27 protein-coding genes are annotated in these 25,688 nt (G+C 53.5%); 14 read left to right on the top strand and 13 right to left on the bottom strand.

The window, feature by feature from the left end; genetic code table 11:
• Positions 1 to 131: 131 nt before the first annotated feature.
• Both QNN86_RS00215 and pabB read right to left on the bottom strand, forming a co-directional pair.
• The gene (locus QNN86_RS00215) at positions 132 to 710 is read right to left on the bottom strand and encodes a CoA pyrophosphatase (RefSeq protein WP_115258246.1); all 579 of its coding nucleotides are present in this window, start codon (positions 708 to 710) and stop codon (positions 132 to 134) included.
• A gap of 3 nt (positions 711 to 713) precedes the next feature.
• The gene (gene pabB / locus QNN86_RS00210) at positions 714 to 2,075 is read right to left on the bottom strand and encodes an aminodeoxychorismate synthase component 1 (RefSeq protein ID WP_182269690.1); all 1,362 of its coding nucleotides are present in this window, start codon (positions 2,073 to 2,075) and stop codon (positions 714 to 716) included.
• A gap of 83 nt (positions 2,076 to 2,158) precedes the next feature.
• On the opposite strand from pabB, the gene QNN86_RS00205 reads away from it, so the two are divergent.
• Positions 2,159 to 2,344 carry a YoaH family protein gene (locus QNN86_RS00205; RefSeq protein ID WP_135322157.1) on the top strand — a complete coding sequence of 62 codons (186 nt, stop codon included), beginning with the start codon at positions 2,159 to 2,161 and terminating at the stop codon, positions 2,342 to 2,344.
• 6 nt (positions 2,345 to 2,350) lie between these two features.
• On the opposite strand, the gene QNN86_RS00200 is transcribed toward QNN86_RS00205, so the two are convergent.
• Positions 2,351 to 2,695, bottom strand: a complete 345-nt coding sequence (locus QNN86_RS00200) for a RidA family protein (RefSeq protein WP_096756718.1) — start codon at positions 2,693 to 2,695, stop codon at positions 2,351 to 2,353.
• Positions 2,696 to 2,836: 141 nt separating this feature from the next.
• Here QNN86_RS00200 and QNN86_RS00195 point away from each other — a divergent pair, with 141 nt between their 5' ends.
• The 5 genes from QNN86_RS00195 to rnd all read left to right on the top strand — a co-directional run bounded on the left by QNN86_RS00195 (position 2,837) and on the right by rnd (position 9,281).
• Positions 2,837 to 4,747, top strand: coding sequence for an ATP-dependent DNA helicase (locus QNN86_RS00195; RefSeq protein ID WP_181617167.1), 1,911 nt, complete (start codon positions 2,837 to 2,839; stop codon positions 4,745 to 4,747).
• Between the two features lie 58 nt (positions 4,748 to 4,805).
• Complete coding sequence (gene tsaB / locus QNN86_RS00190; RefSeq protein WP_181617166.1) at positions 4,806 to 5,501, top strand: tRNA (adenosine(37)-N6)-threonylcarbamoyltransferase complex dimerization subunit type 1 TsaB; 696 nt, start codon at positions 4,806 to 4,808, stop codon at positions 5,499 to 5,501.
• 105 nt (positions 5,502 to 5,606) lie between these two features.
• Positions 5,607 to 6,191, top strand: coding sequence for a Slp family lipoprotein (locus QNN86_RS00185; protein WP_096756721.1), 585 nt, complete (start codon positions 5,607 to 5,609; stop codon positions 6,189 to 6,191).
• Positions 6,192 to 6,395: 204 nt separating this feature from the next.
• The gene (gene fadD / locus QNN86_RS00180) at positions 6,396 to 8,081 is read left to right on the top strand and encodes a long-chain-fatty-acid--CoA ligase FadD (RefSeq protein WP_135911878.1); all 1,686 of its coding nucleotides are present in this window, start codon (positions 6,396 to 6,398) and stop codon (positions 8,079 to 8,081) included.
• Positions 8,082 to 8,165: 84 nt separating this feature from the next.
• Positions 8,166 to 9,281 (top strand): ribonuclease D, encoded by a 1,116-nt coding sequence (gene rnd / locus QNN86_RS00175; RefSeq protein WP_182269691.1) that lies wholly within the window; start codon positions 8,166 to 8,168, stop codon positions 9,279 to 9,281.
• Positions 9,282 to 9,416: 135 nt separating this feature from the next.
• Here the strand turns inward: rnd and minE are convergent, their stop codons facing one another.
• From minE to minC, 3 genes are read right to left on the bottom strand one after another with little or no spacing between them, the layout of a single operon-like run.
• Positions 9,417 to 9,683, bottom strand: a complete 267-nt coding sequence (gene minE, locus QNN86_RS00170) for a cell division topological specificity factor MinE (RefSeq protein ID WP_003833739.1) — start codon at positions 9,681 to 9,683, stop codon at positions 9,417 to 9,419.
• Between the two features lie 3 nt (positions 9,684 to 9,686).
• Complete coding sequence (gene minD, locus QNN86_RS00165; protein WP_096756725.1) at positions 9,687 to 10,499, bottom strand: septum site-determining protein MinD; 813 nt, start codon at positions 10,497 to 10,499, stop codon at positions 9,687 to 9,689.
• Between the two features lie 23 nt (positions 10,500 to 10,522).
• Positions 10,523 to 11,230 (bottom strand): septum site-determining protein MinC, encoded by a 708-nt coding sequence (minC, locus tag QNN86_RS00160; RefSeq protein WP_096756726.1) that lies wholly within the window; start codon positions 11,228 to 11,230, stop codon positions 10,523 to 10,525.
• A 126-nt stretch (positions 11,231 to 11,356) separates the two neighbouring features.
• Here minC and QNN86_RS00155 point away from each other — a divergent pair, with 126 nt between their 5' ends.
• From QNN86_RS00155 to QNN86_RS00145, 3 genes are all read left to right on the top strand, one after another.
• Entirely contained in the window at positions 11,357 to 11,650 is a 294-nt protein-coding gene (locus tag QNN86_RS00155; protein ID WP_096756727.1) for a YcgL domain-containing protein, read from the top strand.
• A 69-nt stretch (positions 11,651 to 11,719) separates the two neighbouring features.
• On the top strand, positions 11,720 to 12,379 hold the full coding sequence (locus QNN86_RS00150) for a fumarylacetoacetate hydrolase family protein (RefSeq protein ID WP_181491311.1): 660 nt from the start codon (positions 11,720 to 11,722) through the stop codon (positions 12,377 to 12,379).
• Positions 12,380 to 12,471: 92 nt separating this feature from the next.
• Entirely contained in the window at positions 12,472 to 12,918 is a 447-nt protein-coding gene (locus QNN86_RS00145) for a YcgN family cysteine cluster protein (RefSeq protein ID WP_196209307.1), read from the top strand.
• Positions 12,919 to 12,947: 29 nt separating this feature from the next.
• Here the strand turns inward: QNN86_RS00145 and QNN86_RS00140 are convergent, their stop codons facing one another.
• From QNN86_RS00140 to nhaB, 3 genes are all read right to left on the bottom strand, one after another.
• Complete coding sequence (locus QNN86_RS00140; RefSeq protein ID WP_096756729.1) at positions 12,948 to 13,289, bottom strand: DUF1971 domain-containing protein; 342 nt, start codon at positions 13,287 to 13,289, stop codon at positions 12,948 to 12,950.
• 110 nt (positions 13,290 to 13,399) lie between these two features.
• Positions 13,400 to 13,930, bottom strand: a complete 531-nt coding sequence (gene dsbB / locus QNN86_RS00135; protein ID WP_096756730.1) for a disulfide bond formation protein DsbB — start codon at positions 13,928 to 13,930, stop codon at positions 13,400 to 13,402.
• 141 nt (positions 13,931 to 14,071) lie between these two features.
• The gene (nhaB, locus tag QNN86_RS00130; protein WP_137399979.1) at positions 14,072 to 15,613 is read right to left on the bottom strand and encodes a Na(+)/H(+) antiporter NhaB; all 1,542 of its coding nucleotides are present in this window, start codon (positions 15,611 to 15,613) and stop codon (positions 14,072 to 14,074) included.
• A gap of 237 nt (positions 15,614 to 15,850) precedes the next feature.
• Here nhaB and fadR point away from each other — a divergent pair, with 237 nt between their 5' ends.
• A complete protein-coding gene (fadR, locus tag QNN86_RS00125; RefSeq protein ID WP_096756732.1) occupies positions 15,851 to 16,570 on the top strand; it encodes a fatty acid metabolism transcriptional regulator FadR in 720 nt (239 codons plus the stop codon).
• Between the two features lie 102 nt (positions 16,571 to 16,672).
• On the opposite strand, the gene QNN86_RS00120 is transcribed toward fadR, so the two are convergent.
• Complete coding sequence (locus tag QNN86_RS00120) at positions 16,673 to 18,205, bottom strand: SpoVR family protein (protein ID WP_414210477.1); 1,533 nt, start codon at positions 18,203 to 18,205, stop codon at positions 16,673 to 16,675.
• Between the two features lie 322 nt (positions 18,206 to 18,527).
• Here QNN86_RS00120 and QNN86_RS00115 point away from each other — a divergent pair, with 322 nt between their 5' ends.
• Positions 18,528 to 19,826, top strand: a complete 1,299-nt coding sequence (locus QNN86_RS00115; protein ID WP_181617163.1) for a D-amino acid dehydrogenase — start codon at positions 18,528 to 18,530, stop codon at positions 19,824 to 19,826.
• A gap of 12 nt (positions 19,827 to 19,838) precedes the next feature.
• Positions 19,839 to 20,909 (top strand): catabolic alanine racemase DadX, encoded by a 1,071-nt coding sequence (gene dadX / locus QNN86_RS00110; protein WP_414210476.1) that lies wholly within the window; start codon positions 19,839 to 19,841, stop codon positions 20,907 to 20,909.
• A 102-nt stretch (positions 20,910 to 21,011) separates the two neighbouring features.
• Here dadX and QNN86_RS00105 read toward each other — a convergent pair whose 3' ends face one another.
• Positions 21,012 to 22,745, bottom strand: coding sequence for a potassium/proton antiporter (locus QNN86_RS00105; RefSeq protein WP_414210475.1), 1,734 nt, complete (start codon positions 22,743 to 22,745; stop codon positions 21,012 to 21,014).
• A 97-nt stretch (positions 22,746 to 22,842) separates the two neighbouring features.
• Positions 22,843 to 23,757 carry a muramoyltetrapeptide carboxypeptidase gene (gene ldcA, locus QNN86_RS00100; protein WP_181617161.1) on the bottom strand — a complete coding sequence of 305 codons (915 nt, stop codon included), beginning with the start codon at positions 23,755 to 23,757 and terminating at the stop codon, positions 22,843 to 22,845.
• A 98-nt stretch (positions 23,758 to 23,855) separates the two neighbouring features.
• Between ldcA and emtA the strand changes: the two genes are divergently transcribed.
• Positions 23,856 to 24,467: a membrane-bound lytic murein transglycosylase EmtA gene (gene emtA, locus QNN86_RS00095; protein WP_096756738.1), complete on the top strand. Its 612-nt coding sequence runs from the start codon at positions 23,856 to 23,858 to the stop codon at positions 24,465 to 24,467.
• Between the two features lie 11 nt (positions 24,468 to 24,478).
• On the opposite strand, the gene ycgR is transcribed toward emtA, so the two are convergent.
• On the bottom strand, positions 24,479 to 25,213 hold the full coding sequence (ycgR, locus tag QNN86_RS00090; protein WP_279278000.1) for a flagellar brake protein YcgR: 735 nt from the start codon (positions 25,211 to 25,213) through the stop codon (positions 24,479 to 24,481).
• Between the two features lie 198 nt (positions 25,214 to 25,411).
• On the opposite strand from ycgR, the gene QNN86_RS00085 reads away from it, so the two are divergent.
• Positions 25,412 to 25,666 (top strand): GlsB/YeaQ/YmgE family stress response membrane protein, encoded by a 255-nt coding sequence (locus QNN86_RS00085; protein ID WP_115259931.1) that lies wholly within the window; start codon positions 25,412 to 25,414, stop codon positions 25,664 to 25,666.
• Positions 25,667 to 25,688 lie beyond the last annotated feature (22 nt).

Genomic DNA, 25,688 nt, shown 5'->3' with positions numbered 1-25,688 from the left:
GCATAGTGTAAGAGGGAACGCGGCGATCGGCTTAACTATTCACATGAATTAAACTAATAGATAACCGCGGTTTTACTAATGTTGTGACCGGCGTTTCAGGTTGTGTCTGCGGTGCGTAAAGATAAGTATAGTCAGGGCTTCACGCCAATTTGCAGCGCCAGCTCACGAATTATCCCGGCGGTCATTCCCCAGACGAAATAATGCTCATACCAGGAAAGCCAGACGCGATGCGAGTCACCCCGGCGGTAGATATCTAAGGGGTGATAACGACCCAGATGCAACGCTTGCGCCAGCGGCATTTCGAATACTGCAGAGACTTCATCTTCGCTTGCACGATAGGGTAGATTAGGCGGGATAATACCCACCACCGGGGTGACCTGAAACCCGGTGACGCTATCCACCGGCGGCAGGACGCCAATCACCTCAACGCACGAAGGAGGAATAGCGACTTCTTCCTCGGCTTCTCGCAGTGCTGCAGCAATCAGCGACGCGTCGCTGCTGTCTACGGCTCCGCCCGGGAAGGCAACCTGTCCGGCGTGTTTACGCAAATGCACCGAGCGTTGGGTTAACAGCAATCCTGGTTGTGGGCGGCGAACGACCGGGATCAGCACGGCGGCCTGGCGTTGGTTTAACGCTTCATGATTGACCTGCGGGCGCAGGAGAAGGAAGCGCGATAAAAAATCATCAAGCGTCAGGCTGCTGTTTTCCACGGTTCAGTTCTCCAGTTGGTGCAAAATACGGTTCACTTTATCAAACGTTTCCTGATATTCCGCGTCTTCCTGACTGTCCGCAACAACCCCACCGCCAGCCGAACAGTAAAGCTGTCCGTCGGTGGCCGTCAGGGTGCGGATGGTAATACTGGTATCCATATTGCCGCAAAAGCTCAGATAGCCGACGCTGCCGCACCAGGCGTTACGTCTGTGCGGTTCCAGTTCGTCAATAATTTCCATCGCCCGCACCTTTGGCGCGCCGGTAATGGAACCACCAGGGAAGGCGGCGCGCAGCAGATCCGTGGCGTGCAGCGATTCCGGCAAACGCGCGGTAATGGTGCTGACCAGATGGTGCACGGCAGGGAAGGGTTCGACGACAAACAGTTCGGGAACCTTGACCGAACCCGGCACGGCAACGCGACCAATGTCGTTACGCATCAGATCCACGATCATCAGGTTTTCAGCGCGATCTTTAGGTGAGTTTGCCAGTCTTTGTGCCTGCTGACGATCGGCATCTGGCGAGTCCAGTCGCGGCAGGGTACCCTTGATGGGGCGCGTCTGGATCTGCCGATTTTCCAACTGAATAAACCGCTCTGGCGACAGGCTGAGGATTGCGCCTTCCTCAAGGCGGATAAATGCACTGAACGGGGCGCGGTTGGCCTGGTTGAGTCGATCAAAGGCGAGCCACTCATCCCCCTGATACTGCGCCTGAAAACGTTGGGCAAGGTTAACCTGATAGCAGTCGCCGCTGTGCAGATAGCGCTGCACCTGGCGAAACTTTTCGCCGTACTGCGCGCGGCTCATATTGGATTGCCACGCTGACGTTAACATAAAAGGCTCACGTGTTGGCGCGCGCTGGCTTTCCAGCCAGTGGCGGCGGGCCTGCAGATCACCGTGGCTGAGCAGCGACACGGTTTGCCGCTGGTGGTCGACAATCAGTGCCCAATCGTAAATGCCAACCGCCATATCCGGCAGGGTGATATCACGTTCAGCGACATTTGGCAGCGCTTCGAAGCGTCGGCCCAAATCGTAGCCAAACAGGCCCAGCGCCCCTCCCTGGAAGGGAAGAACGGGATTATAATCGGGCCGTATTGCCAGTGAAGTTAGCGCCGAGCGTAACACCGTCATCGGGTCATCAGGCGTGTGCGTGATTCCGTCTTTGTCATGCACTGCGGTGTCTGCATCTCGCGTGACCAGCGTCATCACAGGATCGGCGACCAGAATGTCAAAGCGATTATGCGGGTGGTCGGCGTGCCCCGAATGTAGCAGCATCGCCCACGGCAGATGGCTTAAGGTCGAGAAATAGCGTTCAGCGGCGTCCTGACGCCAGGGTAATGTAATTACTGCGGGAGATAACGTTTTCATCAGTCCTGACTCGTTACTACTTTACTGGCTTACTGCCCGGTAGCATGGGATAATTAGCGCAGACAATTTAGCAGGAGTTAACAATGTTTGCAGGTTTACCTTCACTCAGTCATGAACAGCAGCAAAAAGCGGTTGAGCGTATTCAGGAACTGATGTCACAGGGGATGAGCAGCGGAGAAGCGATCACTCAGGTCGCGGCTGAAATTCGCGCCACCCATACCGGCGAACGGATCGTGGCGCGTTTTGAAGATGAGGACGAAGACGAGTAACGCCCGTTACACTGCGGCGATAATCTTAATCTCAACTTTGTATTTCGGGTTCATCAACCCGGCCTGTACGGTACAACGCACGGGCGCGTGACCGGCAACGACCCACGCGTCCCAGGCTTTGTTCATGGCGGCGAAGTCGCTTTTGTCCGTCAGGAAAATGGTCGCGTCAAGAATACGCGACTTGTTGCTACCCTGTTTTTCCAGCACCGCATCAATTTGTGCCAGCGTGTTGGCCGTTTGTTCAAACGCGTCAGCATCCAGGTTTTCCGGTACGCCGGTGTAATACAACGTGTTGTTGTGAATCACCACGTCAGACCAACGATCCTCGGCATCAATGCGCACGATAGTCATAAATTATTCCTCATTTACGTTTTTATTTAATCGGTTTCTGTGGCGACAAGACTGCCATAATGTTGTGCCCTCGTCACCTCTTCAACTGGCGAAAGACCCGCTGGCCTGACATAATCCCTGTTCAAATGAACAGGGGGTAGTGTGACGGACGATTTTGCAGCAGACGGTCAATTGGCTAAAGCGATACCGGGTTTTAAACCGCGTGAACCACAGCGACAGATGGCCGTCGCCGTCTCGCATGCCATTGAAAAATCACAGCCGCTTGTCGTCGAAGCCGGGACCGGGACCGGGAAAACTTACGCCTACCTTGCGCCTGCACTGCGCGCCGGTAAGAAAGTGATCATTTCTACCGGATCGAAAGCGCTGCAGGATCAACTCTACAGCCGCGATCTCCCTACCGTGGCAAAAGCGCTGAAATTTACCGGTAAACTGGCGTTGCTGAAAGGGCGCTCTAACTACCTGTGTCTGGAACGTCTTGAACAACAGGCGCTGGCGGGCGGTGACCTACCGGTGCAAACCTTAAGCGACGTGATCCTACTGCGCTCGTGGTCCAATCAAACCGTTGATGGCGATATCAGCACCTGCATCAGCGTGGCGGAAGACTCACACGCCTGGCCTCTGGTAACCAGTACCAACGACAACTGTCTGGGCAGCGACTGCCCTCTGTATAAAGACTGTTTCGTCGTTAAAGCGCGTAAAAAAGCGATGGATGCCGATGTGGTGGTAGTTAACCATCATCTGTTTCTCGCCGATATGGTGGTGAAAGAGAGCGGGTTCGGGGAGCTGATCCCGGAGGCAGATGTGATGATCTTCGATGAAGCCCATCAGCTACCGGATATCGCCAGCCAGTATTTTGGTCAGTCGCTTTCCAGTCGGCAACTGCTCGATCTGGCCAAAGACATTACCATTGCCTATCGCACCGAGCTAAAAGATACCCAGCAACTGCAAAAGTGCGCTGACCGTCTGGCGCAAAGCGCGCAGGATTTCCGCCTGCAACTGGGCGAGCCGGGCTATCGCGGTAACCTGCGTGAATTGCTGGCCGATCAGCGCGTCCAGCGGGCATTTTTGCTGCTCGATGACACGCTGGAACTGTGCTACGACGTGGCGAAGCTGTCGCTTGGACGTTCAGCGCTGCTGGATGCCGCATTCGAGCGCGCCACGCTGTATCGCGCCCGCTTGAAACGCCTGAAGGAGATCAACCAACCGGGATTCAGCTACTGGTATGAATGCACTTCACGGCATTTTACGCTGGCGCTGACGCCACTCACCGTGGCGGATAAATTCAAAGAGGTGATGGACCAAAAACCAGGCTGCTGGATTTTTACCTCCGCGACGCTGTCGGTCAACGACGATCTCCACCACTTTACGGCGCGACTGGGCATTGAACAGGCTGAATCAATGTTGTTGCCGAGCCCCTTTGACTACACGCGACAGGCGCTGCTGTGCGTGCCGCGCAATCTGCCGCAAACTAACCAGCCGGGGGCGGCGCGTCAGCTGGCCGCCATGCTGCGCCCCATTATTGAAGCTAACAATGGGCGCTGCTTTATGCTGTGTACCTCGCACGCGATGATGCGCGACCTGGCGGAACAGTTTCGTGCCACCATGACACTCCCGGTCCTGCTACAGGGGGAGACCAGCAAAGGGCAGTTATTGCAGCAGTTTGTCAGTGCGGGGAATGCTCTGCTGGTGGCTACCAGCAGCTTCTGGGAAGGTGTGGACGTACGAGGTGACACGCTGTCGCTGGTTATTATCGATAAGCTGCCGTTTACTTCGCCGGACGATCCGCTGTTAAAAGCGCGGATGGAAGACTGCCGGCTGCGCGGGGGCGATCCGTTTGACGAGGTCCAGCTCCCGGATGCAGTGATCACGCTTAAGCAGGGGGTGGGGCGCTTGATTCGTGACGCTGACGATCGCGGCGTCCTGGTGATTTGTGATAACCGGCTGGTCATGCGACCTTACGGAGCGACATTCCTGGCCAGCCTGCCACCGGCGCCTCGCACGCGTGACATTGCCCGCGCGGTTCGCTTTCTTGCCATACCAACGACTGAGTAATTTGTTACAGACTGTGCTAAGATACGCGCCAAATTTATTGATCTGATCATGAAGACCCATGCGAATTCTGGCTATCGATACCGCCACAGAGGCGTGCTCTGTCGCCCTGTGGAATGACGGTAATATCACATCCCATTTCGAGCTTTGTCCTCGAGAGCATACCCAACGCATCCTGCCGCTGGTTCAGGATATCCTGACTGCTGGCAATGTCGCATTAACGGACATCGACGCTCTGGCGTTTGGCCGAGGTCCCGGTAGTTTCACCGGCGTGCGTATTGGTATTGGTATTGCTCAGGGGTTGGCGTTAGGGGCGAATTTACCCATGATCGGCGTGTCCACGCTGGCAACTATGGCGCAGGGGGCCTGGCGCAAAAACGGCGCAATGCGCGTACTGGCCGCAATTGATGCGCGCATGGGTGAAGTCTACTGGGCCGAATACCAGCGTGATGAGAACGGTATCTGGCACGGCGAAGACACCGAAGCGGTATTAACCCCGGAACAGGTTCATGAACGACTGCTGCAGCTTTCCGGTGACTGGGTAACGGTCGGCACGGGTTGGCCTGCATGGCCTGAACTAGGTAAAGACAGTGGCCTGATGCTGCGCGATGGCGACGTTTTGCTTCCGGCTGCTGAGGATATGTTGCCTCTCGCCACCCAACTGTTCGCCTCTGGAAAGACGGTAGCGGTTGAACATGCTGAACCGGTTTATTTACGTAACACCGTGGCGTGGAAGAAACTTCCCGGAAAAGAATGAATCTTAGTAGTACATCCCCCGATGCTTTCAAACATGCTCAACGCGATGAATGCGCAGCAGTTTGAAACTCACCGGGGACAGGCGCTGAGATAAGGGAGTCGCAACATGGCGGTTCAAAAATGGGTATTAAAAGGCGTGTTGACGGGCGCATTGGCGTTCATGCTAAGCGGTTGCGTTACCATTCCTGATGCGATTAAAGGTTCAAGCCCAACGCCACAGCAGGATCTGGTACGGGTCATGAATGCGCCGCAACTGTACGTCGGACAGGAAGCACGCTTTGGCGGCAAAGTGGTGGACATTCAGAATCAGCAGGGGAAATCCCGACTGGAAATTGCCACCGTGCCTCTCGACAGCGGCGCGCGTCCGATTCTGGGTGAAGCCTCACGCGGGCGTATTTATGCCGATGTTAATGGCTTTCTCGATCCGGTGGATTTCCGCGGACAACTGGTCACCGTCGTAGGGCCTATTAGCGGCACGGTGGACGGTAAAATTGGCAGTACGCCGTATAAGTTCATGCTGATGCAGGTAACCGGTTATAAACGCTGGCATATTACTCAGCAAATCGTGATGCCTCCGCAGCCCATCGATCCCTGGTTCTACGGTGCGCGTGGCTGGCCATACGGCGGCTACGGCGGATGGGGATGGTACAATCCAGGTCCGGCACAGGTTCAGACGATAGTTACAGAATAATTCTTTGATTTATATGTAAAAGAAGCAGCGGCGCGTCCGCTGTTTCTGCATTTATGTGGCTATAAGAAAAATAAATAGTGACGTGCTTCGCAACCTTGTCGTTGTGTAATAAACAAACTGGTACGCTGAGTTAATATTATGTTAACAGTTTGTTTATTGTCTGGGGTTGTGATGACGACGAATACGCATTTTAGAGGTGATGTATTGAAAAAGGTTTGGCTTAACCGTTATCCCGCAGGTGTTCCCGCGGAGATCAATCCTGACCGTTATCAATCCCTGGTGGAACTGTTTGAACATTCAGTCAGGCGCTATGCCGATCAGCCCGCGTTTGTGAATATGGGGGAGGTGATGACCTTCCGCAAACTCGAAGAGCGTAGCCGCGCATTTGCGGCATATTTGCAAGAAGGGCTGGGGCTGAAAAAGGGCGATCGTGTCGCACTGATGATGCCGAACCTGCTGCAGTATCCGGTGGCACTGTTTGGTATTTTGCGAGCCGGCATGATTGTGGTAAACGTGAACCCATTGTACACACCGCGTGAACTGGAGCATCAGCTTAATGACAGCGGCGCGGCTGCGATTGTGATCGTGTCCAACTTTGCCCACACGCTGGAGAAAGTGGTCGATAAAACATCGGTTCAGCACGTGATCCTGACGCGGATGGGCGACCAGCTCTCTACCGCCAAAGGAACGCTGGTTAACTTTGTTGTGAAGTACATCAAGCGGCTGGTACCGAAGTATCACCTGCCTGATGCCATCTCGTTTCGCAGTGCGTTACAAAACGGGTATCGCATGCAGTATGTGAAGCCTGAAGTGGTCTCTGAAGATCTGGCCTTCCTGCAATACACCGGAGGTACGACCGGCGTGGCGAAAGGTGCAATGCTCACCCACCGCAACATGCTGGCGAACCTCGAGCAGGTCCATGCTACCTACGGTCCGTTGCTGCATCCGGGTAAAGAGCTGGTGATCACCGCGCTACCGCTGTATCACATTTTTGCTTTAACGATGAACTGCCTGCTGTTTATTGAGCTTGGCGGTCAAAACGTACTGATCACTAACCCACGTGATATTCCGGGCCTGGTAAAAGAGCTGGCAAAATACCCGTTTACCGCCATGACCGGCGTCAATACGCTGTTCAACGCCTTGTTGAATAACAAAGACTTCCAGCAACTGGATTTCTCGTCGCTGCATCTTTCTGCGGGGGGCGGTATGCCCGTCCAACAGGCGGTTGCAGAACGTTGGGTGAAGCTGACCGGCCAATATCTGCTGGAAGGCTATGGCCTGACCGAGTGTTCGCCGCTGGTGAGCGTCAATCCGCATGATATCGACTATCACAGTGGCAGTATTGGCCTGCCGGTTCCCTCCACTGAGGTTAAGCTGGTGGATGATGACGATAACGAAGTCCCGCCGGGCGAGCCGGGTGAACTGTGCGTGAAAGGCCCGCAGGTGATGCTGGGTTACTGGCAACGCCCGGATGCGACCGATGAAATTGTTAAAGATGGTTGGCTGCACACCGGGGATATTGCGGTGATGGACGACGAAGGTTTCCTGCGTATCGTCGATCGTAAAAAAGATATGATCCTGGTCTCCGGTTTTAACGTATATCCGAACGAAATTGAAGACGTGGTGATGCAACATCCTGGCGTTCAGGAAGTCGCTGCGGTGGGCGTGCCCTCGGGCAGCAGCGGTGAAGCGGTGAAGATTTTTGTCGTGAAGAAAGACGCGTCACTCACCGATGAAGCGCTGATTACGTTCTGCCGCCGTCAGTTGACCGGCTACAAGGTCCCGAAGCTGGTGGAATTCCGTGATGAGTTACCAAAATCTAACGTCGGCAAAATTTTGCGACGAGAATTGCGTGACGAAGCCCGTAGCAAAGTGGACAATAAAGGCTGAGCGTTAAGTCAGTCATCAGAAAGCGCCGGTTAATCCGGCGTTTTTTTTGGCGCAAACCTGAGAGAGCACGATTTGAATTACCAAATGATTACCACGGACGACGCGTTGGCCACGCTGTGCGAAGCCGTTCGTGAGTTTCCGGCGATTGCCCTGGATACTGAATTTGTTCGCACGCGTACCTATTATCCGCAGCTGGGACTCATTCAGCTGTTTGACGGCAAACACGTTGCTCTGATTGATCCGCTGGGGATCACCGACTGGTCGCCGCTGCGCGACATTTTACGCGACACCACGATAACCAAATTCCTGCACGCGGGAAGTGAAGACCTGGAAGTGTTTCTCAACACCTTTGGTGAACTTCCGCAGCCGCTGATTGATACGCAAATTCTGGCCGCGTTTTGCGGTCGCCCGCTGTCGTGGGGATTTGCCGCGATGGTGGAAGAGTTTACGGGCGTGGTGCTGGACAAAAGCGAATCCCGTACGGACTGGCTGGCCCGACCGCTGACTGAGCGTCAGTGTGAGTATGCTGCCGCGGACGTCTGGTATTTATTACCGATCACCGCAAAACTGATGGCTGAAACCGATGCCTCTGGCTGGCTACCGGCCGCGCTGGATGAGTGTCGTTTAATGCAGCAGCGTCGCCAGGAAGTACTGGCGCCTGAGGACGCGTGGCGTGACATTACCAACGCCTGGCAGCTGCGTACCCGTCAGCTTGCCTGCCTGCAACTGCTGGCTGACTGGCGACTGCGTAAAGCGCGTGAGCGCGACCTGGCGGTGAATTTCGTGGTACGCGAAGAGCACCTGTGGTCAGTGGCGCGCTATATGCCGGGCAGCCTGGGTGAGCTGGACAGCCTCGGTCTCTCCGGGAGCGAAATCCGCTTCCACGGCAAGACACTGATTTCATTGGTGGAAAAAGCGCAGGCTTTGCCGGAAGCATCGTTGCCTGAACCGCTGCAGAATCTGATGGACATGCCGGGCTACCGCAAAGCCTTCAAAGCCATTAAGGCGCTGGTGGCTGACGTGAGCACGGAACACAAGCTCAGCGTGGAGCTGCTGGCCTCCCGCCGTCAGATAAACCAGTTGCTTAACTGGCACTGGAAATTAAAGCCGAAGTCTTCCGTGCCGGAGCTTATTTCCGGCTGGCGCGGTGAGTTGATGGCCGAGCGGCTTAACGCCCTGTTGCTGGAATATCCGCAATAAGCGAGTGTCTGGTGGTTATTCTGAGACCCTGTCTACTGTTTACTCTGGAATAAGGCTATTCAGGACGGGTCACTGAAAAATAAAAAAGGCAGAATACTCTGCCTTTTTTTGATCATAACTGTTTTACCAAAGCGGTTATTTCGACTCTTCTGCTTCCGGTAATGTCACGTTAAGTTCGAGGATAGAAATATCGCCATCTTTTTGTTCAAGCTGTACGGTGACCATCTCAGGATCAATTTGTACATACTTACAGATAACGTCGAGAATATCTTTCCTCAACTGCGGTAAATAATGCGGCTCGGCGTCACTACGACGACGTTCTGCAACAATGATCTGCAGTCGCTCTTTAGCGATGTTCGCTGTGCTCTTTTTCCGCGAGAGAAAAAAATCCAGTAATGCCATAACTTATCCTCCGAACAGGCGTTTGAGGAAACCTTTCTTCTCTTCTTCAACGAAGCGGAAAGGACGTTCTTCTCCCAACAGACGGTCTACGGTATCTGCATAAGCTTTGCCAGCATCCGCATTGATGTCGAGGATCACCGGCTCACCCTGGTTAGACGCGCGCAGGACTGACTGATCTTCCGGAATCACACCAACCAGTTTGATGCGCAGAATTTCCAGTACGTCTTCCATGCTGAGCATGTCGCCTCTGTTTACGCGGCCAGGGTTGTAGCGCGTAAGCAGCAGATGCTCTTTAATCGGATCTTCACCATTTTCCGCGCGACGAGATTTCGACGCCAGAATGCCCAGAATACGGTCAGAGTCACGTACTGAAGACACTTCCGGGTTGGTGGTAATAATCGCTTCATCGGCAAAATACAGTGCCATTAGCGCACCGGTTTCAATACCGGCCGGGGAGTCGCAGACGATGAAGTCGAAGTCCATCGATTTCAGATCATCCAGAACTTTTGCGACGCCTTCACGCGTCAGCGCGTCTTTATCGCGAGTCTGTGAGGCCGGAAGAATAAAGAGATTTTCAGTACGCTTATCTTTGATTAACGCCTGATTTAACGACGCATCGCCCTGAATAACGTTGACGAAGTCGTAAACGACGCGGCGTTCGCAACCCATGATTAAATCGAGGTTACGCAGGCCGATATCAAAATCAATAACGACAGTTTTCTTTCCCTTCTGGGCCAAACCTGTAGCGATGGCCGCGCTGGAGGTGGTTTTGCCAACGCCCCCTTTACCCGAAGTAACAACAATAATGCGTGCCATAGAAATTCCTTGTTAAAAAGGGATCAATTCAACGGTTGAACTGTCAAAGCGTTCTCTGCTAATTGCAGACGCGCCGCTTTGCCATAAAATTCTGCTGGGATTTTATCACTCAGCCAATAAACACCTGCGATAGACACCAGTTCTGCCGTCAGGTGGGTACAAAAAATCTGTGCTTCTCGATCGCCGCTTGCACCCGCCAGTGCACGGCCTCTCATCATGCCATAAACGTGAATATTGCCGTCAGCGATGAGTTCTGCGCCCGCGCTGACGTGGTTTGTAACAATCAGATCACATTGTGGTGCATAAATGCGCTGACCGGAACGAACCGGGACATTTATTAATCGTGTTTTTGTGATGGGAGTAACGTTTTGTACCGGCGCGGCAGGTGCGGGTTCAGCAATGGGGGCAGGGCGCAGCGCTTTTTCTTTACCTTCAGTCAGTAAAGGCAGGCCCATTTCGTCGATCTCTGCTTTGAGTCTGGCATCTTTGCAGCCGCTAACGCCGATAATGCGCAGACCGGTAGATGCGACAACTTTCTGCAGCGTTGGCCAGTTTACCGGGCTTTCAAGGCCACTGACGTTGATCACCACGGGAGCATGTTTTAAAAAAGCAGGAGCCTGCGCGATTTTGTCTTCCAACGCCTGACGAATAACCTCGGGTTCTGACTCGTGCAAGTGAACCACAGATAAGGTGAAGCTACTGCCTTTAAGCTCGATTGGCGTGTTTGACATCCTGGCCTTACTCAATTTGCTATTTATCATCCCCAGCGCGGGGTGATATTCCGAAGACTATAAGGCATGTTATAGTCAGTATTATATTGAGGCAAGCCACCATTCCGTGAATTCAGAGTAAAAGATATGTTTTGTGTGATCTACCGAAGCAGCAAACGTGACCAGACCTATTTATATGTCGAAAAAAAAGACGATTTCTCTCGCGTTCCTGAAGAACTGATGAAAGGTTTTGGTCAGCCGAAACTGGCAATGATTTTACCACTTGATGGTCGCAAGAAACTGGTGAACGCTGACCTTGAAAAAGTAAAACAGGCGTTAACCGAGCAGGGCTATTATTTACAAATCCCGCCACCGCCAGAAGATTTACTCAAACAGCATCTGTCTGTGGCAAAACAAAATATACCAGACGCTAAAGGTTAAACTGTATCCGGCAGCCGCATGTCCCGTCGATGCAGTTCCTGAAATCGAAGACGACGTTAGGGGAAAGTCATGTATCAACATCACAACTGGCATGGTGCTCTGCTGGATTACCCAGTGAGTAAAGTGGTTTGCGTGGGCAGTAATTACGCAAAGCACATTAAGGAGATGGGCAGCGCAACGCCAGATGAACCCGTGCTTTTTATCAAACCGGAAACGGCATTGTGCGACCTGCGCCAACCGCTGGTTATCCCGGCGGATATGGGGGCGGTGCACCACGAAGTTGAGCTGGCGGTGCTGATTGGCGCGACCCTGCGCCAGGCAACGGAAGATCATGTGCGTAAAGCCATTGCCGGTTATGGCGTGGCGTTGGATCTGACCCTGCGCGATATTCAGGGCAAAATGAAGAAAGCGGGGCAGCCGTGGGAAAAAGCGAAGGGATTTGATAATTCCTGTCCGCTGTCGGGCTTTATTCCGGTGTCGGAGTTTAACGGCGATCCGCAAAATACGCCACTCAGTCTGACGGTAAACGGTGAAACACGTCAGCACGGTTCTACGGCGGACATGATCCATCACATTATTCCGTTGATTGCCTACATGAGTCGTTTCTTCACCCTCAAAGCGGGGGATGTGGTACTGACAGGAACGCCAGAAGGTGTAGGGCCGTTACACAGTGGTGATGAGCTAGCGATCGGTTTTCACGGTCAAACGCTGACGACGAGAGTACTGTAATCTCTTCTTGCCGCCTTTTCGGGCGGCAAAACTTGCATCAACGTGCCAGACTGGTTATAAGGTGCAGCTTTATTGCAATAGCGGATACCCTGATGAGCGACATACCTTTCTGGCAAAGCAAAACCCTGGATGAAATGACCGATGCCGAGTGGGAGTCATTATGCGACGGATGTGGTCAATGCTGCCTGCATAAGCTGATGGATGAAGACACCGACGAAATCTATTTTACCAACGTCGCCTGTAAGCAGCTCAATATTAAAACCTGCCAGTGCCGTAACTACGAACGTCGTTTCGAATACGAGCCTGATTGCATCAAGCTGACGCGTGACAATTTGCCAACTTTTGAATGGCTACCGATGACCTGCGCGTATCGTCTGCTTGCGGAAGGGAAAGGGCTGCCGGACTGGCACCCGCTACTGACTGGCTCGAAAGCCGCGATGCACGGTGAGCGTATTTCAGTCCGTCATATTGCGGTGAAAGAATCAGAAGTACACGACTGGCAGGATCACATTTTGAACAAACCTTCATGGGCGGACTGAGCCGCCCATCGGTTAACAGGCGCTAAAGATTAAGATTTTTTCGCCTGATACATCTCATCTGAGTGGTTGTCATCTTCAACCCAGAAATTAATGTTGAACTGCGCGTCGTCGCTTAATTCAACACGATGCCAGTACTGCGGTGGGCTGGTCGCAAACTGACCGGCATTTATCACCACTTTAACTTCAGGTTCTTTCGCTTCTTCATTCGCAAAGCCGTAATACGTTACCGTACCTTCCATCACGCAAAGCTGTCCAAAGACGCCTGCTGCGGTGTTATGGTGGGAAAGCAGTGCGGCTGGGACAGTGTCTTTTGTGAAAAAGGGAGTAGAGCGTTTAACTTTCCAGTTTGCCGGGATGCGTAAATGGGACATGGGACATCTCCTTGGTGTGGCATCTATAAGATGCATTTAATATACATCTTATAGATGCCACCAAGCAATGACATTATGGCAAAAAAAACGCTCCCGAAGGAGCGTCTCTGTTAGCGACCGAAGAGGTCGCGTTTTTTCGGTTTAAACGGTTGGGCAATGACCACCAGCACGGCGACCACCAGGTACGCAGCAAAGATCCCTAATAGCCACTGTGGCATTTCAAGGGTTAAAAAAGACCACTGACGCTCGGCGCAGTCGCCGGATGCCAGGAAAACCTGAGGCAGCCATTTGTCCAGCGGTAACCAGCTCGGAAAGCGCGCCGCAAAATCACAGGTCATGAACGGAGACGGGTGAAGCTGGATCATGGTGTGCTCATATGCTAACTGCAGACCGCGCCAGGCGCTGTAAATCCAGATAACCATCGCTACATAACGCAGCGGTGTTTTTGGCGCGATAGCACCCACCAGCCCGGCACCCATTACGCCGAATAACGCACTACGTTCGTAAATACACAACACGCAAGGTTTAAGCAGCATCACGTGCTGGAACCACAGCGCAACGAGTTCCAGCGCCAGGGCGGTTAGCGCCAACAATAACCATGCTCCGCGACCGCGGGAGCACTGGTTTAAAAATCGCAACATAATAAATTCCCTGCAACATGCGTAGAGAGCGCAGTTTAAACCAATTCAATTTATGCGCCACTAGCAGCTATTGAAATATTGTGTAATCGGATAATTATCATGCAAAAAGTCAAACCGGGCAGTGATTTGCCCGGTAAGTTGTTATGAAAGTGTAGCTAACCAGCCTATTTGCGTCATCCACTCGGTTACCGGGACGAGGGTGAATTCCACGCACAAAAGACCGACCAGCGTCAGTACGAGGGTATACGGCAGCGCCATCCATACCATGCGGCCATAGGAGAGGCGAATCAACGGTGCCAGTGCAGAAGTCAGCAGGAACAGGAATGCGGCCTGGCCATTCGGAGTTGCGACGGAAGGCAGGTTAGTCCCGGTATTAATCGCCACGGCTAACAGTTCGAACTGGTTCAGGCTGATGGTCCCGTGCTCCATCGCCGCTTTGGCTTCGTTAATGTAAATCGTACCTACAAAGACGTTATCGGAGATAGAAGAAAGCAGACCGTTAAAGAGGTAGAACAGAGTGAGCTGGGCATGCTCTGAAGCCTGTAAAACAAAATGAATAATCGGAGCGAACAATTGCTGATCGATAATTACGGCCACAATTGAGAAGAACACGGTCAGCAGCGCGGTGAACGGCAGTGACTCGGTGAACGCCTTGCCGATAGCATGTTCATCAGTGACCCCCGTTAAGGACGTCGCCAGGATGATAACCGACAGGCCTATCAGTCCAACTTCGGCCAGATGCAGGGCCAGGGCGATAACCAGCCAGACGCCGATAATCGCCTGGACAATCAGTTTGATCTTGTCCTGGCGGGTACGCTGCTGGCGGCTTTGATCGTCATATTGCTGCAGAACGTCACGTACCTTTTCAGGCAATGTTTCACCATAGCCAAACCAACGTAATTTCTCGACCAGCATGCAGGTTAGCAGTCCGCAGATCAGCACCGGGACGGTGACCGGGGACATCCGCAGGAAGAAATCCCCGAAATGCCAGCCCGCCGCTTTGGCGATAATCAGGTTTTGCGGTTCACCAACCATGGTCATCACGCCGCCTAACGCCGTGCCGACGCCGGCATGCATCATCAGGCTGCGCAGAAAACCGCGGAATTGCTCGAGCACGGCTTTATTGTGCTGATCAATATGGCTGTCATCGAGCATATTATCTTCCCCACGGGAAGAGGCGATGCGGTGGTAAATGCCATAAAAACCGACCGCCACGCTTATCACGACGGCGACCACGGTCAATGCATCGAGGAACGCGGACAGGAAGGCGGCGGCTACGCAGAAGGACAGCGACAGCAGCATTTTAGAGCGAATGCTCAGCAGCAATCGGGTAAAAATAAACAGCAGTAACTGCTTCATAAAGTAGATGCCCGCCACCATAAACATCAGCAGCAATAACACCTCAAGATTGGCGGCAATCTCTTCACGCACGTGCGTGGCGCTGGTCATGCCAATGACGACGGCTTCAATCGCCAGCAGGCCACCCGGCAGCAGCGGATAACACTTGAGCGCCATTGCCAGCGTAAAAATGAACTCAGCCACCAGCAGCCACCCGGCAACGAACGGGTTGATGAAGAAAATAATCGGGTTAACGATTAAGAAGGATAATAATGCGAGTTTGTACCAGTCCGGCGACTGGCCTAAAAAGTTGCGCCACAGCGCGCGACCCCAGGATAGCTCCATGGCAGTTTCCCTTACCTGTAAAAATGAAATCATGTTTTTATGTTTGACGGCAAAGCTTAGCGGGAGGAGGGAACGCAGGCAAGCTCTTCACGTGCTTCGTCGCGCCAATTGCGCCCCAGCGTTATCTGGAAAATGAAGCCTTGATCCACTTTTTCTTCATTGCCTCAGCTATCAGCTATCAGACCCGTCTGGTATGATGTGTGTAACTATGTTTTGCTGTGTAATGGAATTATTACTATGGTCATTAAGGCGCAAAGCCCAGCGGGGTTCGCGGAAGAGTACATCATTGAAAGTATCTGGAATAACCGCTTCCCCCCAGGCACTATTTTGCCCGCTGAACGTGAACTCTCTGAACTTATCGGAGTAACACGCACCACGCTACGCGAAGTGTTACAGCGCCTGGCGCGGGACGGCTGGTTGACCATTCAGCACGGCAAACCGACGAAAGTGAATAATTTCTGGGAAACGTCAGGACTGAATATTCTTGAAACGCTGGCGCGCCTCGATCACGAGAGCGTTCCGCAGCTCATTGATAATCTGCTGTCGGTGCGTACCAACATCTCAACAATCTTCATTCGCACCGCATTCCGCCAACATCCGGACAAAGCGCAGGAAGTGCTGGCGACGGCAAATCAGGTAGCCGACCACGCTGACGCTTTTGCTGACCTGGACTACAACATTTTCCGCGGCTTGGCATTCGCGTCCGGCAATCCGATTTACGGCCTGATCCTCAACGGCATGAAGGGATTGTATACCCGTATTGGTCGTCATTATTTCGCCAATCCGGAAGCCCGCGGTCTGGCACTGAGCTTCTACCGTAAGCTGTCATTGCTCTGCGAGCAGGGCTCCCATGACCAGGTGTATGAGACGGTGCGCAGTTACGGTCACGACAGCGGCGAGATTTGGCATCGCATGCAGAAAAACCTGCCCGGCGATTTAGCCATTCAGGGCCGTTAATCGCTCAATGCCGGATGGTGGTGTGAACACCTTATCCGGCCTACGTGGATGTCTAGTGTAGGCCGGATAAGACGCTTTCGCGTCGCCATCCGGCAATAAGATTCACAGACCGTTCATTCTCGGCGGGCAACGTTCCAGCAGTTCCACGCTGCCATCCTCATTTTGTTGCTCCAGCGTTACGTCAAAACCCCATAACCGATGGACGTGCTTCAGCACCTCTTTGCGGCCCTTATCCAGCGGGGCGCGATTATGCGGGATATAGCGCAGTGTGAGAGAACGATCGCCACGCAGATCGACATTCCATACCTGAATGTTTGGCTCCAGGTTGCTCAGGTTATACTGCGACGACAGCCGGTTACGGATTTCACGATAGCCCTCTTCGTTATGAATTGCTGAGATTTCCAGATAATTATGCCTGTCATCGTCCAGCACGGTGAACAGGCGGAAATCACGCATCACCTTCGGTGACAGGAACTGGCTGATAAAGCTCTCGTCTTTAAAATCGCGCATCGCGAAGTGCAGGGTTTCCAGCCAGTCAGAACCGGCGATATCCGGGAACCAATATTTATCTTCCTCAGTCGGGGACTGACAAATACGTTTAATGTCCTGGAACATGGCGAATCCGAGCGCATAGGGGTTTATCCCGCTATACCACGGGCTGTTGTATGGCGGCTGGAACACCACATTGGTATGGCTGTGTAGAAACTCCAGCATAAACCGCTCGGTGACTTTGCCTTCATCGTACAGGTGGTTAAGGATGGTGTAATGCCAGAACGTCGCCCAGCCTTCGTTCATCACCTGGGTCTGTTTCTGCGGGTAAAAATACTGGCTCGCCTTGCGCACGATACGCAGCACTTCACGCTGCCAGGACTCCAGCAGCGGGGCATTTTTTTCCATAAAGTACAGCAGGTTTTCCTGGGGTTCAGAAGGATAACGCCGCGCTTCAAACACGGTTTTCTCTTCCTCTTTTTTCGGCAAGGTACGCCACAGCATATTTACCTGACTTTGCAGATATTCTTCGCGGCTTTTTTGCCGCGCTTTCTCTTCCTGCAATGAAATTTTTTGCGGGCGTTTATAGCGATCGACACCGTAGTTCATCAGTGCATGGCAGGAATCGAGCAGTTTTTCGACTTCGTCGACGCCGTAGCGCTCTTCACACTGGGTAATGTAGTTTCGGGCAAAAATCAGATAATCAACAATGGAGCTGGCATCCGTCCAGCTACGGAAAAGGTAGTTGTTCTTGAAGAAGGAGTTATGCCCATAGCAGGCGTGTGCCATCACCAGCGCCTGCATGGTGATGGTGTTCTCCTCCATCAGATACGCGATACACGGGTTGGAGTTGATGACAATCTCATAGGCCAGCCCTTGCTGACCGTGCTTATACAGACGTTCGGTTTCAATAAATTTTTTACCAAACGACCAGTGGGTATAGTTAATCGGCATCCCGACGCTGGAGTAGGCGTCCATCATCTGCTCGGAGGTAATGACCTCGATTTGGTGCGGGTAGGTCTCCAGTCGGTAGAGTTTTGCCACGCGGTCTATTTCCGCCAGATAGACATCCAGCAGATCAAACGTCCAGTCGGGTCCATCGCTCAACCGTGTGGTGTCCTTGTTCATGGAATCAATCGTAGCCATTCGCGCACCCTCATTGTTGGCGGCACTCTCTGTCTGGAGTACCTCATTTCAAGCATAGAACACGGTGTTAAAAAGCGTGCTGCGGCAGAAAATTTTTCTTTGCGATTTCACGTTAATCCAACATCGAAAAACAGGATGTTCACGAAATTTTATGCTGGATAAAAATGACGCACAGCAGGAGATCCTAAAGCAGAGACCTCCCGGTCGTCAGCGCCATATGTGAGATACATCACCATAAAAAAGCCATATGTTGAATAATATTTTCAACTGAGTTATCAAGATGTAATTAGATGATTATTCTTTTACTGTTAACGGAGTGGCTATGCGAGTTGTCATACTGGGAAGTGGTGTCGTTGGCGTGACCAGCGCCTGGTATTTAAGTCAGGCTGGACACGATGTCACCGTCATTGATCGTGAGCCCGCTCCGGCACTGGAAACCAGTGCGGCGAATGCGGGGCAAATCTCTCCAGGTTATGCAGCGCCGTGGGCAGCACCCGGTGTACCGCTAAAAGCGATTAAATGGATGTTCCAACGCCATGCGCCGTTGGCCGTTCGCCTTGACGGCACGCAGTTCCAGCTAAAATGGATGTGGCAGATGCTACGCAACTGTGACACCAGCCATTACATGGAAAATAAAGGTCGCATGGTGCGTCTGGCGGAATACAGCCGTGATTGCCTGAAAGCGCTGCGAGCCACTACCGGCATTGAATATGAAGGTCGTCAGGGCGGGACGCTGCAGCTGTTCCGTACCGCGCAGCAGTATGAGAACGCCACGCGCGACATCGCCGTTCTGGAAGATGCGGGGGTGCCGTATCAACTGCTGGAAGCCCATCGCCTCGCGGAAGTGGAACCGGCGCTGGCCGAAGTGGCGCATAAGCTGACCGGCGGGCTGCGTCTACCGAATGACGAAACCGGAGACTGCCAGCTGTTTACCCAACGCCTGGCGCAAATGGCGGAGCTTGCGGGGGTTAAATTCCGCTTCAACACGCCGGTTGATAAGCTGTTGAGCGATGGTGAGCAGATTTATGGCGTGCAGTGTGGGGAGGAAATTATCAAGGCCGATGCCTATGTGATGGCGTTTGGCTCTTACTCCACGGCCATGCTGAAAGGGATGGTCGATATCCCGGTTTACCCACTCAAAGGTTATTCGCTGACCATTCCGGTCGCGCAGGACGACGGTGCGCCGGTGTCGACTATTCTTGATGAAACCTACAAAATTGCCATTACCCGTTTTGATAACCGTATCCGCGTGGGCGGCATGGCAGAGATCGTGGGCTTCAATACCGAATTATTAAAGCCGCGTCGTGAAACGCTGGAAATGGTAGTGCGCGATCTCTTCCCGCGCGGGGGGCACGTTGAGCAGGCCACCTTCTGGACCGGGCTGCGGCCGATGACGCCGGACGGCACGCCGGTAGTCGGGCGTACCCGCTTTAAGAATCTGCTGCTCAACACCGGTCACGGTACGCTGGGCTGGACCATGGCCTGCGGTTCGGGACAGCTGCTGAGCGATATCCTGTCTGGTCGCACGCCCGCCATCCCATACGATGATCTGAGCGTGGCGCGTTACAGCCCAGGATTTTCGCCGTCACGTCCACGACATTTACACGGCGCACATAGCTGAGAAGGACGCGAGATGACCCGCCCAATACTGGCCAGCATTGACCTGCAGGCGTTGAAACAAAATTTAGGCATTGCACGGCAGGCCGCGCCGGACGCCCGCGTCTGGTCGGTGGTAAAAGCCAATGCTTATGGACATGGCATTGAGCGCGTCTGGAATGCGCTGGGGACCACCGACGGTTTCGCCATGCTAAATCTGGAAGAAGCGATAACGTTGCGCGATCGCGGCTGGAAAGGCCCGATCTTAATGCTGGAAGGCTTTTTCCACGCCGACGATCTGATGGTGTATGACCAATATCGTTTAACCACCTGTGTACACAGCAACTGGCAGCTCAAAGCGTTACAAAATGCCCGACTGAACGCTCCGCTGGATGTATACCTGAAGGTGAACAGCGGCATGAACCGTCTGGGCTTTTTGCCTGAGCGAGTAGCTACCGTCTGGCAACAGCTGCGCGCGATGCCTAACGTGGGTGAAATGACGCTGATGTCGCACTTTGCCGATGCCGAACATCCGGACGGTATTCAGGACGCGATGGCGCGTATTGCACAGGCGACGGAAGGACTGGAATGCCGACGTTCGCTGTCAAACTCCGCCGCCACGCTGTGGCACCCGGAAGCGCATTTCGACTGGGTTCGTCCGGGCATTATTTTGTACGGTGCCTCTCCGTCGGGGCAATGGCGGGACATCGCCAATACCGGCCTTAAACCGGTGATGAGCCTTAACAGTGAAATCATCGGCGTACAAACGCTGAAAGCTGGCGATCGCGTCGGTTACGGTGGACGTTACACCGCACGCGGCGAACAACGTATCGGGATTGTGGCAACTGGCTATGCCGACGGTTATCCGCGTCATGCGCCAAGCGGCACACCGGTGCTGGTGGACGGCGTCCGTACCGGTACGGTCGGCACGGTGTCGATGGATATGCTGGCAGTCGATCTGACGCCATGCCCGCAGGCAGGGATTGGTACGCCGGTGGAACTGTGGGGCAAAGAGATCAAAATCGACGATGTTGCCAGTGCAGCAGGTACGGTGGGCTACGAATTGATGTGTTCTCTGGCGTTGCGCGTACCGGTTGTGACGGTGTAACTTTTGTGGCGTTGCCTGATAGCGCTGCACTTATCAGGCCGACAGAAGCAGTACATTTTTAGGCCGGGTAAGGCGCAGCCGCTACCCGGCAAAACGTCACTATTATTCATCCTCATCTTCTGCCACGCGAACGCCGACTTTCAGCACCGAATTATCTTCTTTCTCGGCCACTGTCCAGATCATGCCGGCAAATTCAACCTGGTCACCGACCACCGGCGCGGCGCCTAACAACTGCTGCACAATTTCACCCAGCGTTTGCTGCTTATCGCGATATTCAGTGCCGTCTTCCAGGCCATAAATCAGCGCCACGTCGGCGTATTTGGCGCTGGCTTCGAGAATAAAATCACCAAAGAAACGCTGGTCTAACGCGACCGGCGGTGACTGGCTGAACAACTTGCCTAACGCAGGGAGATCGCGCTCGCGACCAATCACGCACAGTACGTCGCCTTCGCGCAGGCGGGTGCTGCCCGACGGGTGATACAGCACGTTGTCGCGAAACAGCGCAGCAATTCGCGTCTCGTCTGGCATATGCAGGTCGCGCAGTGCGGCCCCCACACACCATTTATCGGCACTCAGTTGATAAACAAACTGCTCCCAGGGATTATCAGGGTGAATATCCAGACCAATACGCGAAACGGGCCAGCCGACCGGGGGAACCACCACTTTGGCTTTTTTGGCAGCCCACGAGAGCGATGTTCCCTGAAACAACAGCGAAATCAGGACGACGAAGAACGCCACGTTAAAGAACAGACGGGCATTGTCCAGCCCGGCCATCATCGGGAAGACGGCGAGGATGATCGGCACCGCACCGCGCAAGCCGACCCAGCTGATGAAAATGCGCTCACGCAGATTAAAACCCCGGAACGGCAGCAGCCCGGCGAACACCGACAGCGGGCGGGCAACGAAAATCATCCAGGCAGACAAAATCAGTGCCGGAATGGCAATGGGTAGCAGGTCGGACGGCGTCACCAGCAGACCCAGTACCAGGAACATGGCGATTTGCGCCAGCCAGGCCAGGCCGTCAAAGTTTTGTAGAATACCGAACCGGTTGCGAATGGGGCGATTACCCAACAGGAAGCCACACAGGTAGACCGCCAGGATACCGCTGCCTTCCAGCGCGGTAGTAAGGGCAAAAATCAGGATCCCGCCGCTTAACGCCAGCAGTGGATACAATCCGGCAGGCAGCGAAATCCGGTTAATCATTTGCTGGAGCAGATAACCGCCACCCAGACCCAGCGCAATACCCAGACCGAACTGTTGAATAATATGCACCGCGAACATCCAGCTTAAGCCGGTCTCGTGGTTTTGGATCATTTCAATCAGCGTGATGGTCAGAAACACCGCCATCGGGTCATTGCTGCCCGATTCTATTTCCAGCGTCGAGCCGACACGTTCGTTCAGACCCTTCCCACCGAGCAGGGAAAATACCGCCGCGGCGTCGGTGGAACCGACAATTGCGCCAATCAGCAGCCCTTCGATGAGATCCAGATGAAACAGCCACGCGGCCATCATGCCGGTTAAGCCGGAGGTAATTAGCACGCCAACGGTCGCCAGTGATAAGGCCGGACCAAGCGCTACGCGAAAGGAACTGGCCTGAGTGCGCATCCCGCCATCAAGCAGGATAACCGCCAGCGCCAGGTTACTCACCATGTAGGCGAAAGGGTAGTTATCAAAAGGAATACCGCCAATGCCATCTACGCCCGCTAACATACCGATCGCGAGAAATATCACCAGGATCGGGATACCAAGACGTGATGAGAATGAACTGAGTAAGATACTGCAGGTGACGAGAACGGAACCCAAAATAAAAAGGCTAATAATTGCTGCGGCATCCAACGTTCGGTTACTCCTGTATTACGCTGTTTCGTGTTTACAAACCCTAACATAATAGCGGCAGAAACAGCGTTTTACTTAGCCCTGTTAGCGGCTTTTTTTACGATTTCAGCACCGGATGCCCGGTTAAGGTGAGCTGGCTGCTATTTTTCACGTTTTTCAGCACCGCTTTTGCCCCGAGCGGGAGTGTGACGGTGCGTTGTTCGTGACCAAAATCGAGACCGCTAATTAACGGTACCGACAGTCTGGTGCGCAGAAATGCGCAGACTTCATCCAGATTGTATCCGGCGTCGTAATCGTTCGGTGCGCTGCCGCTAAAACTGCCGAGAATAATAGCGTTCTGACGGGCTAAAATTCCTGCGTGGTATAACTGCAACAGCATGCGTTCGACGCGGAACGGGTGCTCATTAATGTCTTCCAGCACCAGAATACCGTTATCAATGGCGGGCATATACGGGGTGCCAATTAACGAAATGAGCATCGCCAGATTACCGCCCCACAGCGTGCCTTCGGTGGCGCAGTCCGGACCATCACCTTGCCAGTCGATGGTAAATTGCGCATTGCGTAACGCCTGCCAGAAATGGTGTTCGGTAAACGCGTTCATTTCTTCGGCACCAAAATTGGCTGCTAACATCGGGCCGCTAAAGGTGATGACGTTGCCTTGTGCCAGCAGGCCGCACTGGATTGCCGTAAAGTCGCTGTGTCCGCAAATGAGCAGTGGGTCGTGTTGCTGGCGGGCGGTCAGTGCCTGCCAGTCAATAGCATCCAGTAAACGGCTGGCGCCATAGCCGCCGCGCACTGCCAGTACAATAGTATCGGGCGTTTTCAGCTCAACCAATGCATTCACATCCGCCAACCGTTCGGTTTCCGTCCCAGCAAAACGCTGGTAGCGACGTGCAATAACCGCCGAGTTTGTGACCTGATGACCGGCCTCAGTAAGGCGCGAAAGCCCGCGCAATGCCGCTTGCTGGTTGATACAGTAGCCCGAGGGGGCAATTAAGTGAAACCGGGACATGGCATTTCCTTGCTACAACTAAAACCAAATGTATATCATGCCGCGTAGGTATGTCGTTGTCACCTCAGCGACAGGTTCCGGCTATAAGGATAGATGACGTGAAATTGAGATGGTTTGCTTTTTTGGTTGTATTACTTGCGGGCTGTAGTTCAAAACAGGATTACAAAAATCCGCCATGGAATGCTGAAGTTCCGGTTAAACGCGCAATGCAATGGATGCCGATCAGTGAAAAAGCCGGCGCGGCCTGGGGGGTAAGCCCACAATTGATTACCGCCATCATCGCTATTGAATCAGGCGGAAATCCGAATGCGGTCAGTAAATCTAACGCCGTTGGGCTGATGCAGCTCAAAGCCTCTACCTCCGGACGGGATGTCTACCGCCGAATGGGCTGGAGCGGCGAGCCGTCGACCAGTGAGCTGAAAAACCCTGAACGCAACATATCCATGGGTGCCGCGTACCTGAATATTCTCGAAACCGGACCATTGGCTGGCATCGAAGACCCACAGGTGATGCAATATGCGCTGGTGGTGTCATATGCCAACGGTGCGGGGGCGTTGCTGCGGACATTCTCCTCCGACAGGAAAAAAGCCATCAACAAAATCAACGATCTCAGCCCGGATGAGTTTATTGAGCATGTGGCGGATAACCATCCGGCGCCGCAGGCTCCGCGTTATATCTGGAAGCTTCAGCAAGCGCTGGATGTGATGTAGGCCGCGTGAGGTTACTCGCGTACCTTGTTGGATTTTTCCCGGGCCTCACGCTCGAGTGAAAAAATAATCCGCTGTAAGTTCCGCTCCACCGCCGGGCCGACGTTGAGAAAACGGAAGCTCAGGCGGGGAGTGGTGATGGTTTCATTTTTCCCGTCGATAACTTTGCGCTCGCTGATGGAAATAAGCTGGGCGTCAACATGGTACATTCCCCATTGTTCCATGTTGATTTCAACCTGCGAAAAGCGCATGCCCTCCACCAGTCCTTCTGGTTTTGCCTCTTCTAACAGCGCGCCCATCCCGCCGAGCGATAAATCGAACAACCGAAAACGTAAAATGCTGTTGTCCGGCATTTTTGCCGTGCAGTGATAGGGCGGATGCAATGGGGCACCAATACGGAAATATTCCCGGCGCTGGACAAACCACAGCGCGGGCGGCAGCGACGAGATAAATGCCGGCAACCGTTGATATTCCCCTTTTTTGAGCTGAGGCAGGGTGAACTCGACCTTGGCGCCCTGCGTTTCAGCGATAACCGAGACTTGGCTTGCCCGCTGAACGGCCTGGTTTTCATATTCCTGGCTGCCAAAATCCATAACTAATTCATCCGGGCTCACCGCGAGAATTTTGCTGATGAATTGCCCTCCTGACCAGGAGATTCGCAGGGGGATCTGCTGTGAATTTAAGTCGCGGAGAACGCCTAACACCGCCAATGGATTTTGCTTCAGGAACTGCTCATGGTAGTTGCTCACACCTAATGACTCCTGGATGCCTGGTTTGTCGTTGGATTATCGGCATCGCGCGACAGAACTTAATACAAATGGATGAAATTTTTTATTAAGTCCGCTGAATGTACGCTGAAGGAAAACGCCGGGCGACGGCTTGCCTATACTTAACGTACTGGCGCAGGAATGGCTTGCGCATGCGTTCACTGGAAAGAGGGCCTGAAAATGGGAATTATTGCCTGGATTATTTTTGGTCTGATTGCGGGCGTTATCGCTAAACTGCTCATGCCGGGGCGCGATGGCGGCGGTTTTATCCTGACCTGCATTCTCGGTATTGTGGGCGCGGTGGTCGGCGGATGGCTGGCAACCATGTTTGGTATTGGTGGCGATATCAGCGGGTTTAATCTGCACAGTTTTCTGGTGGCCGTCGTCGGCGCGATCCTCGTGCTGGGTATTTTCCGTCTGGTACGGCGAGATTAATTGAGCGGCCCCTGCGGGGGCC

The sequence above is a fragment of the Citrobacter sp. C348 genome, from assembly GCF_047467975.1.
GTDB lineage: Bacteria > Pseudomonadota > Gammaproteobacteria > Enterobacterales > Enterobacteriaceae > Citrobacter > Citrobacter gillenii.
The sequence above is the reverse complement of the archived record's forward strand: the minus strand, read 5'-3'. Positions and strand labels throughout refer to the sequence as shown.

Excerpts from the sequence above, each read along its gene's own strand:
- fadR (WP_096756732.1), top strand. The coding sequence starts at position 15,851 with ATGGTCATTAAGGCGCAAAGCCCAGCGGGGTTCGCGGAAGAGTACATC.
- nhaB (WP_137399979.1), bottom strand. The coding sequence starts at position 15,613 with ATGGAGCTATCCTGGGGTCGCGCGCTGTGGCGCAACTTTTTAGGCCAG.
- QNN86_RS00145 (WP_196209307.1), top strand. The coding sequence starts at position 12,472 with ATGAGCGACATACCTTTCTGGCAAAGCAAAACCCTGGATGAAATGACC.
- QNN86_RS00115 (WP_181617163.1), top strand. The coding sequence starts at position 18,528 with ATGCGAGTTGTCATACTGGGAAGTGGTGTCGTTGGCGTGACCAGCGCC.
- QNN86_RS00120 (WP_414210477.1), bottom strand. The coding sequence starts at position 18,205 with ATGGCTACGATTGATTCCATGAACAAGGACACCACACGGTTGAGCGAT.
- ldcA (WP_181617161.1), bottom strand. The coding sequence starts at position 23,757 with ATGTCCCGGTTTCACTTAATTGCCCCCTCGGGCTACTGTATCAACCAG.
- dsbB (WP_096756730.1), bottom strand. The coding sequence starts at position 13,930 with ATGTTGCGATTTTTAAACCAGTGCTCCCGCGGTCGCGGAGCATGGTTA.
- rnd (WP_182269691.1), top strand. The coding sequence starts at position 8,166 with ATGATTACCACGGACGACGCGTTGGCCACGCTGTGCGAAGCCGTTCGT.
- minD (WP_096756725.1), bottom strand. The coding sequence starts at position 10,499 with ATGGCACGCATTATTGTTGTTACTTCGGGTAAAGGGGGCGTTGGCAAA.
- minE (WP_003833739.1), bottom strand. The coding sequence starts at position 9,683 with ATGGCATTACTGGATTTTTTTCTCTCGCGGAAAAAGAGCACAGCGAAC.
- QNN86_RS00185 (WP_096756721.1), top strand. The coding sequence starts at position 5,607 with ATGGCGGTTCAAAAATGGGTATTAAAAGGCGTGTTGACGGGCGCATTG.
- QNN86_RS00150 (WP_181491311.1), top strand. The coding sequence starts at position 11,720 with ATGTATCAACATCACAACTGGCATGGTGCTCTGCTGGATTACCCAGTG.
- QNN86_RS00140 (WP_096756729.1), bottom strand. The coding sequence starts at position 13,289 with ATGTCCCATTTACGCATCCCGGCAAACTGGAAAGTTAAACGCTCTACT.
- dadX (WP_414210476.1), top strand. The coding sequence starts at position 19,839 with ATGACCCGCCCAATACTGGCCAGCATTGACCTGCAGGCGTTGAAACAA.
- QNN86_RS00200 (WP_096756718.1), bottom strand. The coding sequence starts at position 2,695 with ATGACTATCGTGCGCATTGATGCCGAGGATCGTTGGTCTGACGTGGTG.
- pabB (WP_182269690.1), bottom strand. The coding sequence starts at position 2,075 with ATGAAAACGTTATCTCCCGCAGTAATTACATTACCCTGGCGTCAGGAC.
- QNN86_RS00155 (WP_096756727.1), top strand. The coding sequence starts at position 11,357 with ATGTTTTGTGTGATCTACCGAAGCAGCAAACGTGACCAGACCTATTTA.
- QNN86_RS00085 (WP_115259931.1), top strand. The coding sequence starts at position 25,412 with ATGGGAATTATTGCCTGGATTATTTTTGGTCTGATTGCGGGCGTTATC.
- QNN86_RS00205 (WP_135322157.1), top strand. The coding sequence starts at position 2,159 with ATGTTTGCAGGTTTACCTTCACTCAGTCATGAACAGCAGCAAAAAGCG.
- tsaB (WP_181617166.1), top strand. The coding sequence starts at position 4,806 with ATGCGAATTCTGGCTATCGATACCGCCACAGAGGCGTGCTCTGTCGCC.
- minC (WP_096756726.1), bottom strand. The coding sequence starts at position 11,230 with ATGTCAAACACGCCAATCGAGCTTAAAGGCAGTAGCTTCACCTTATCT.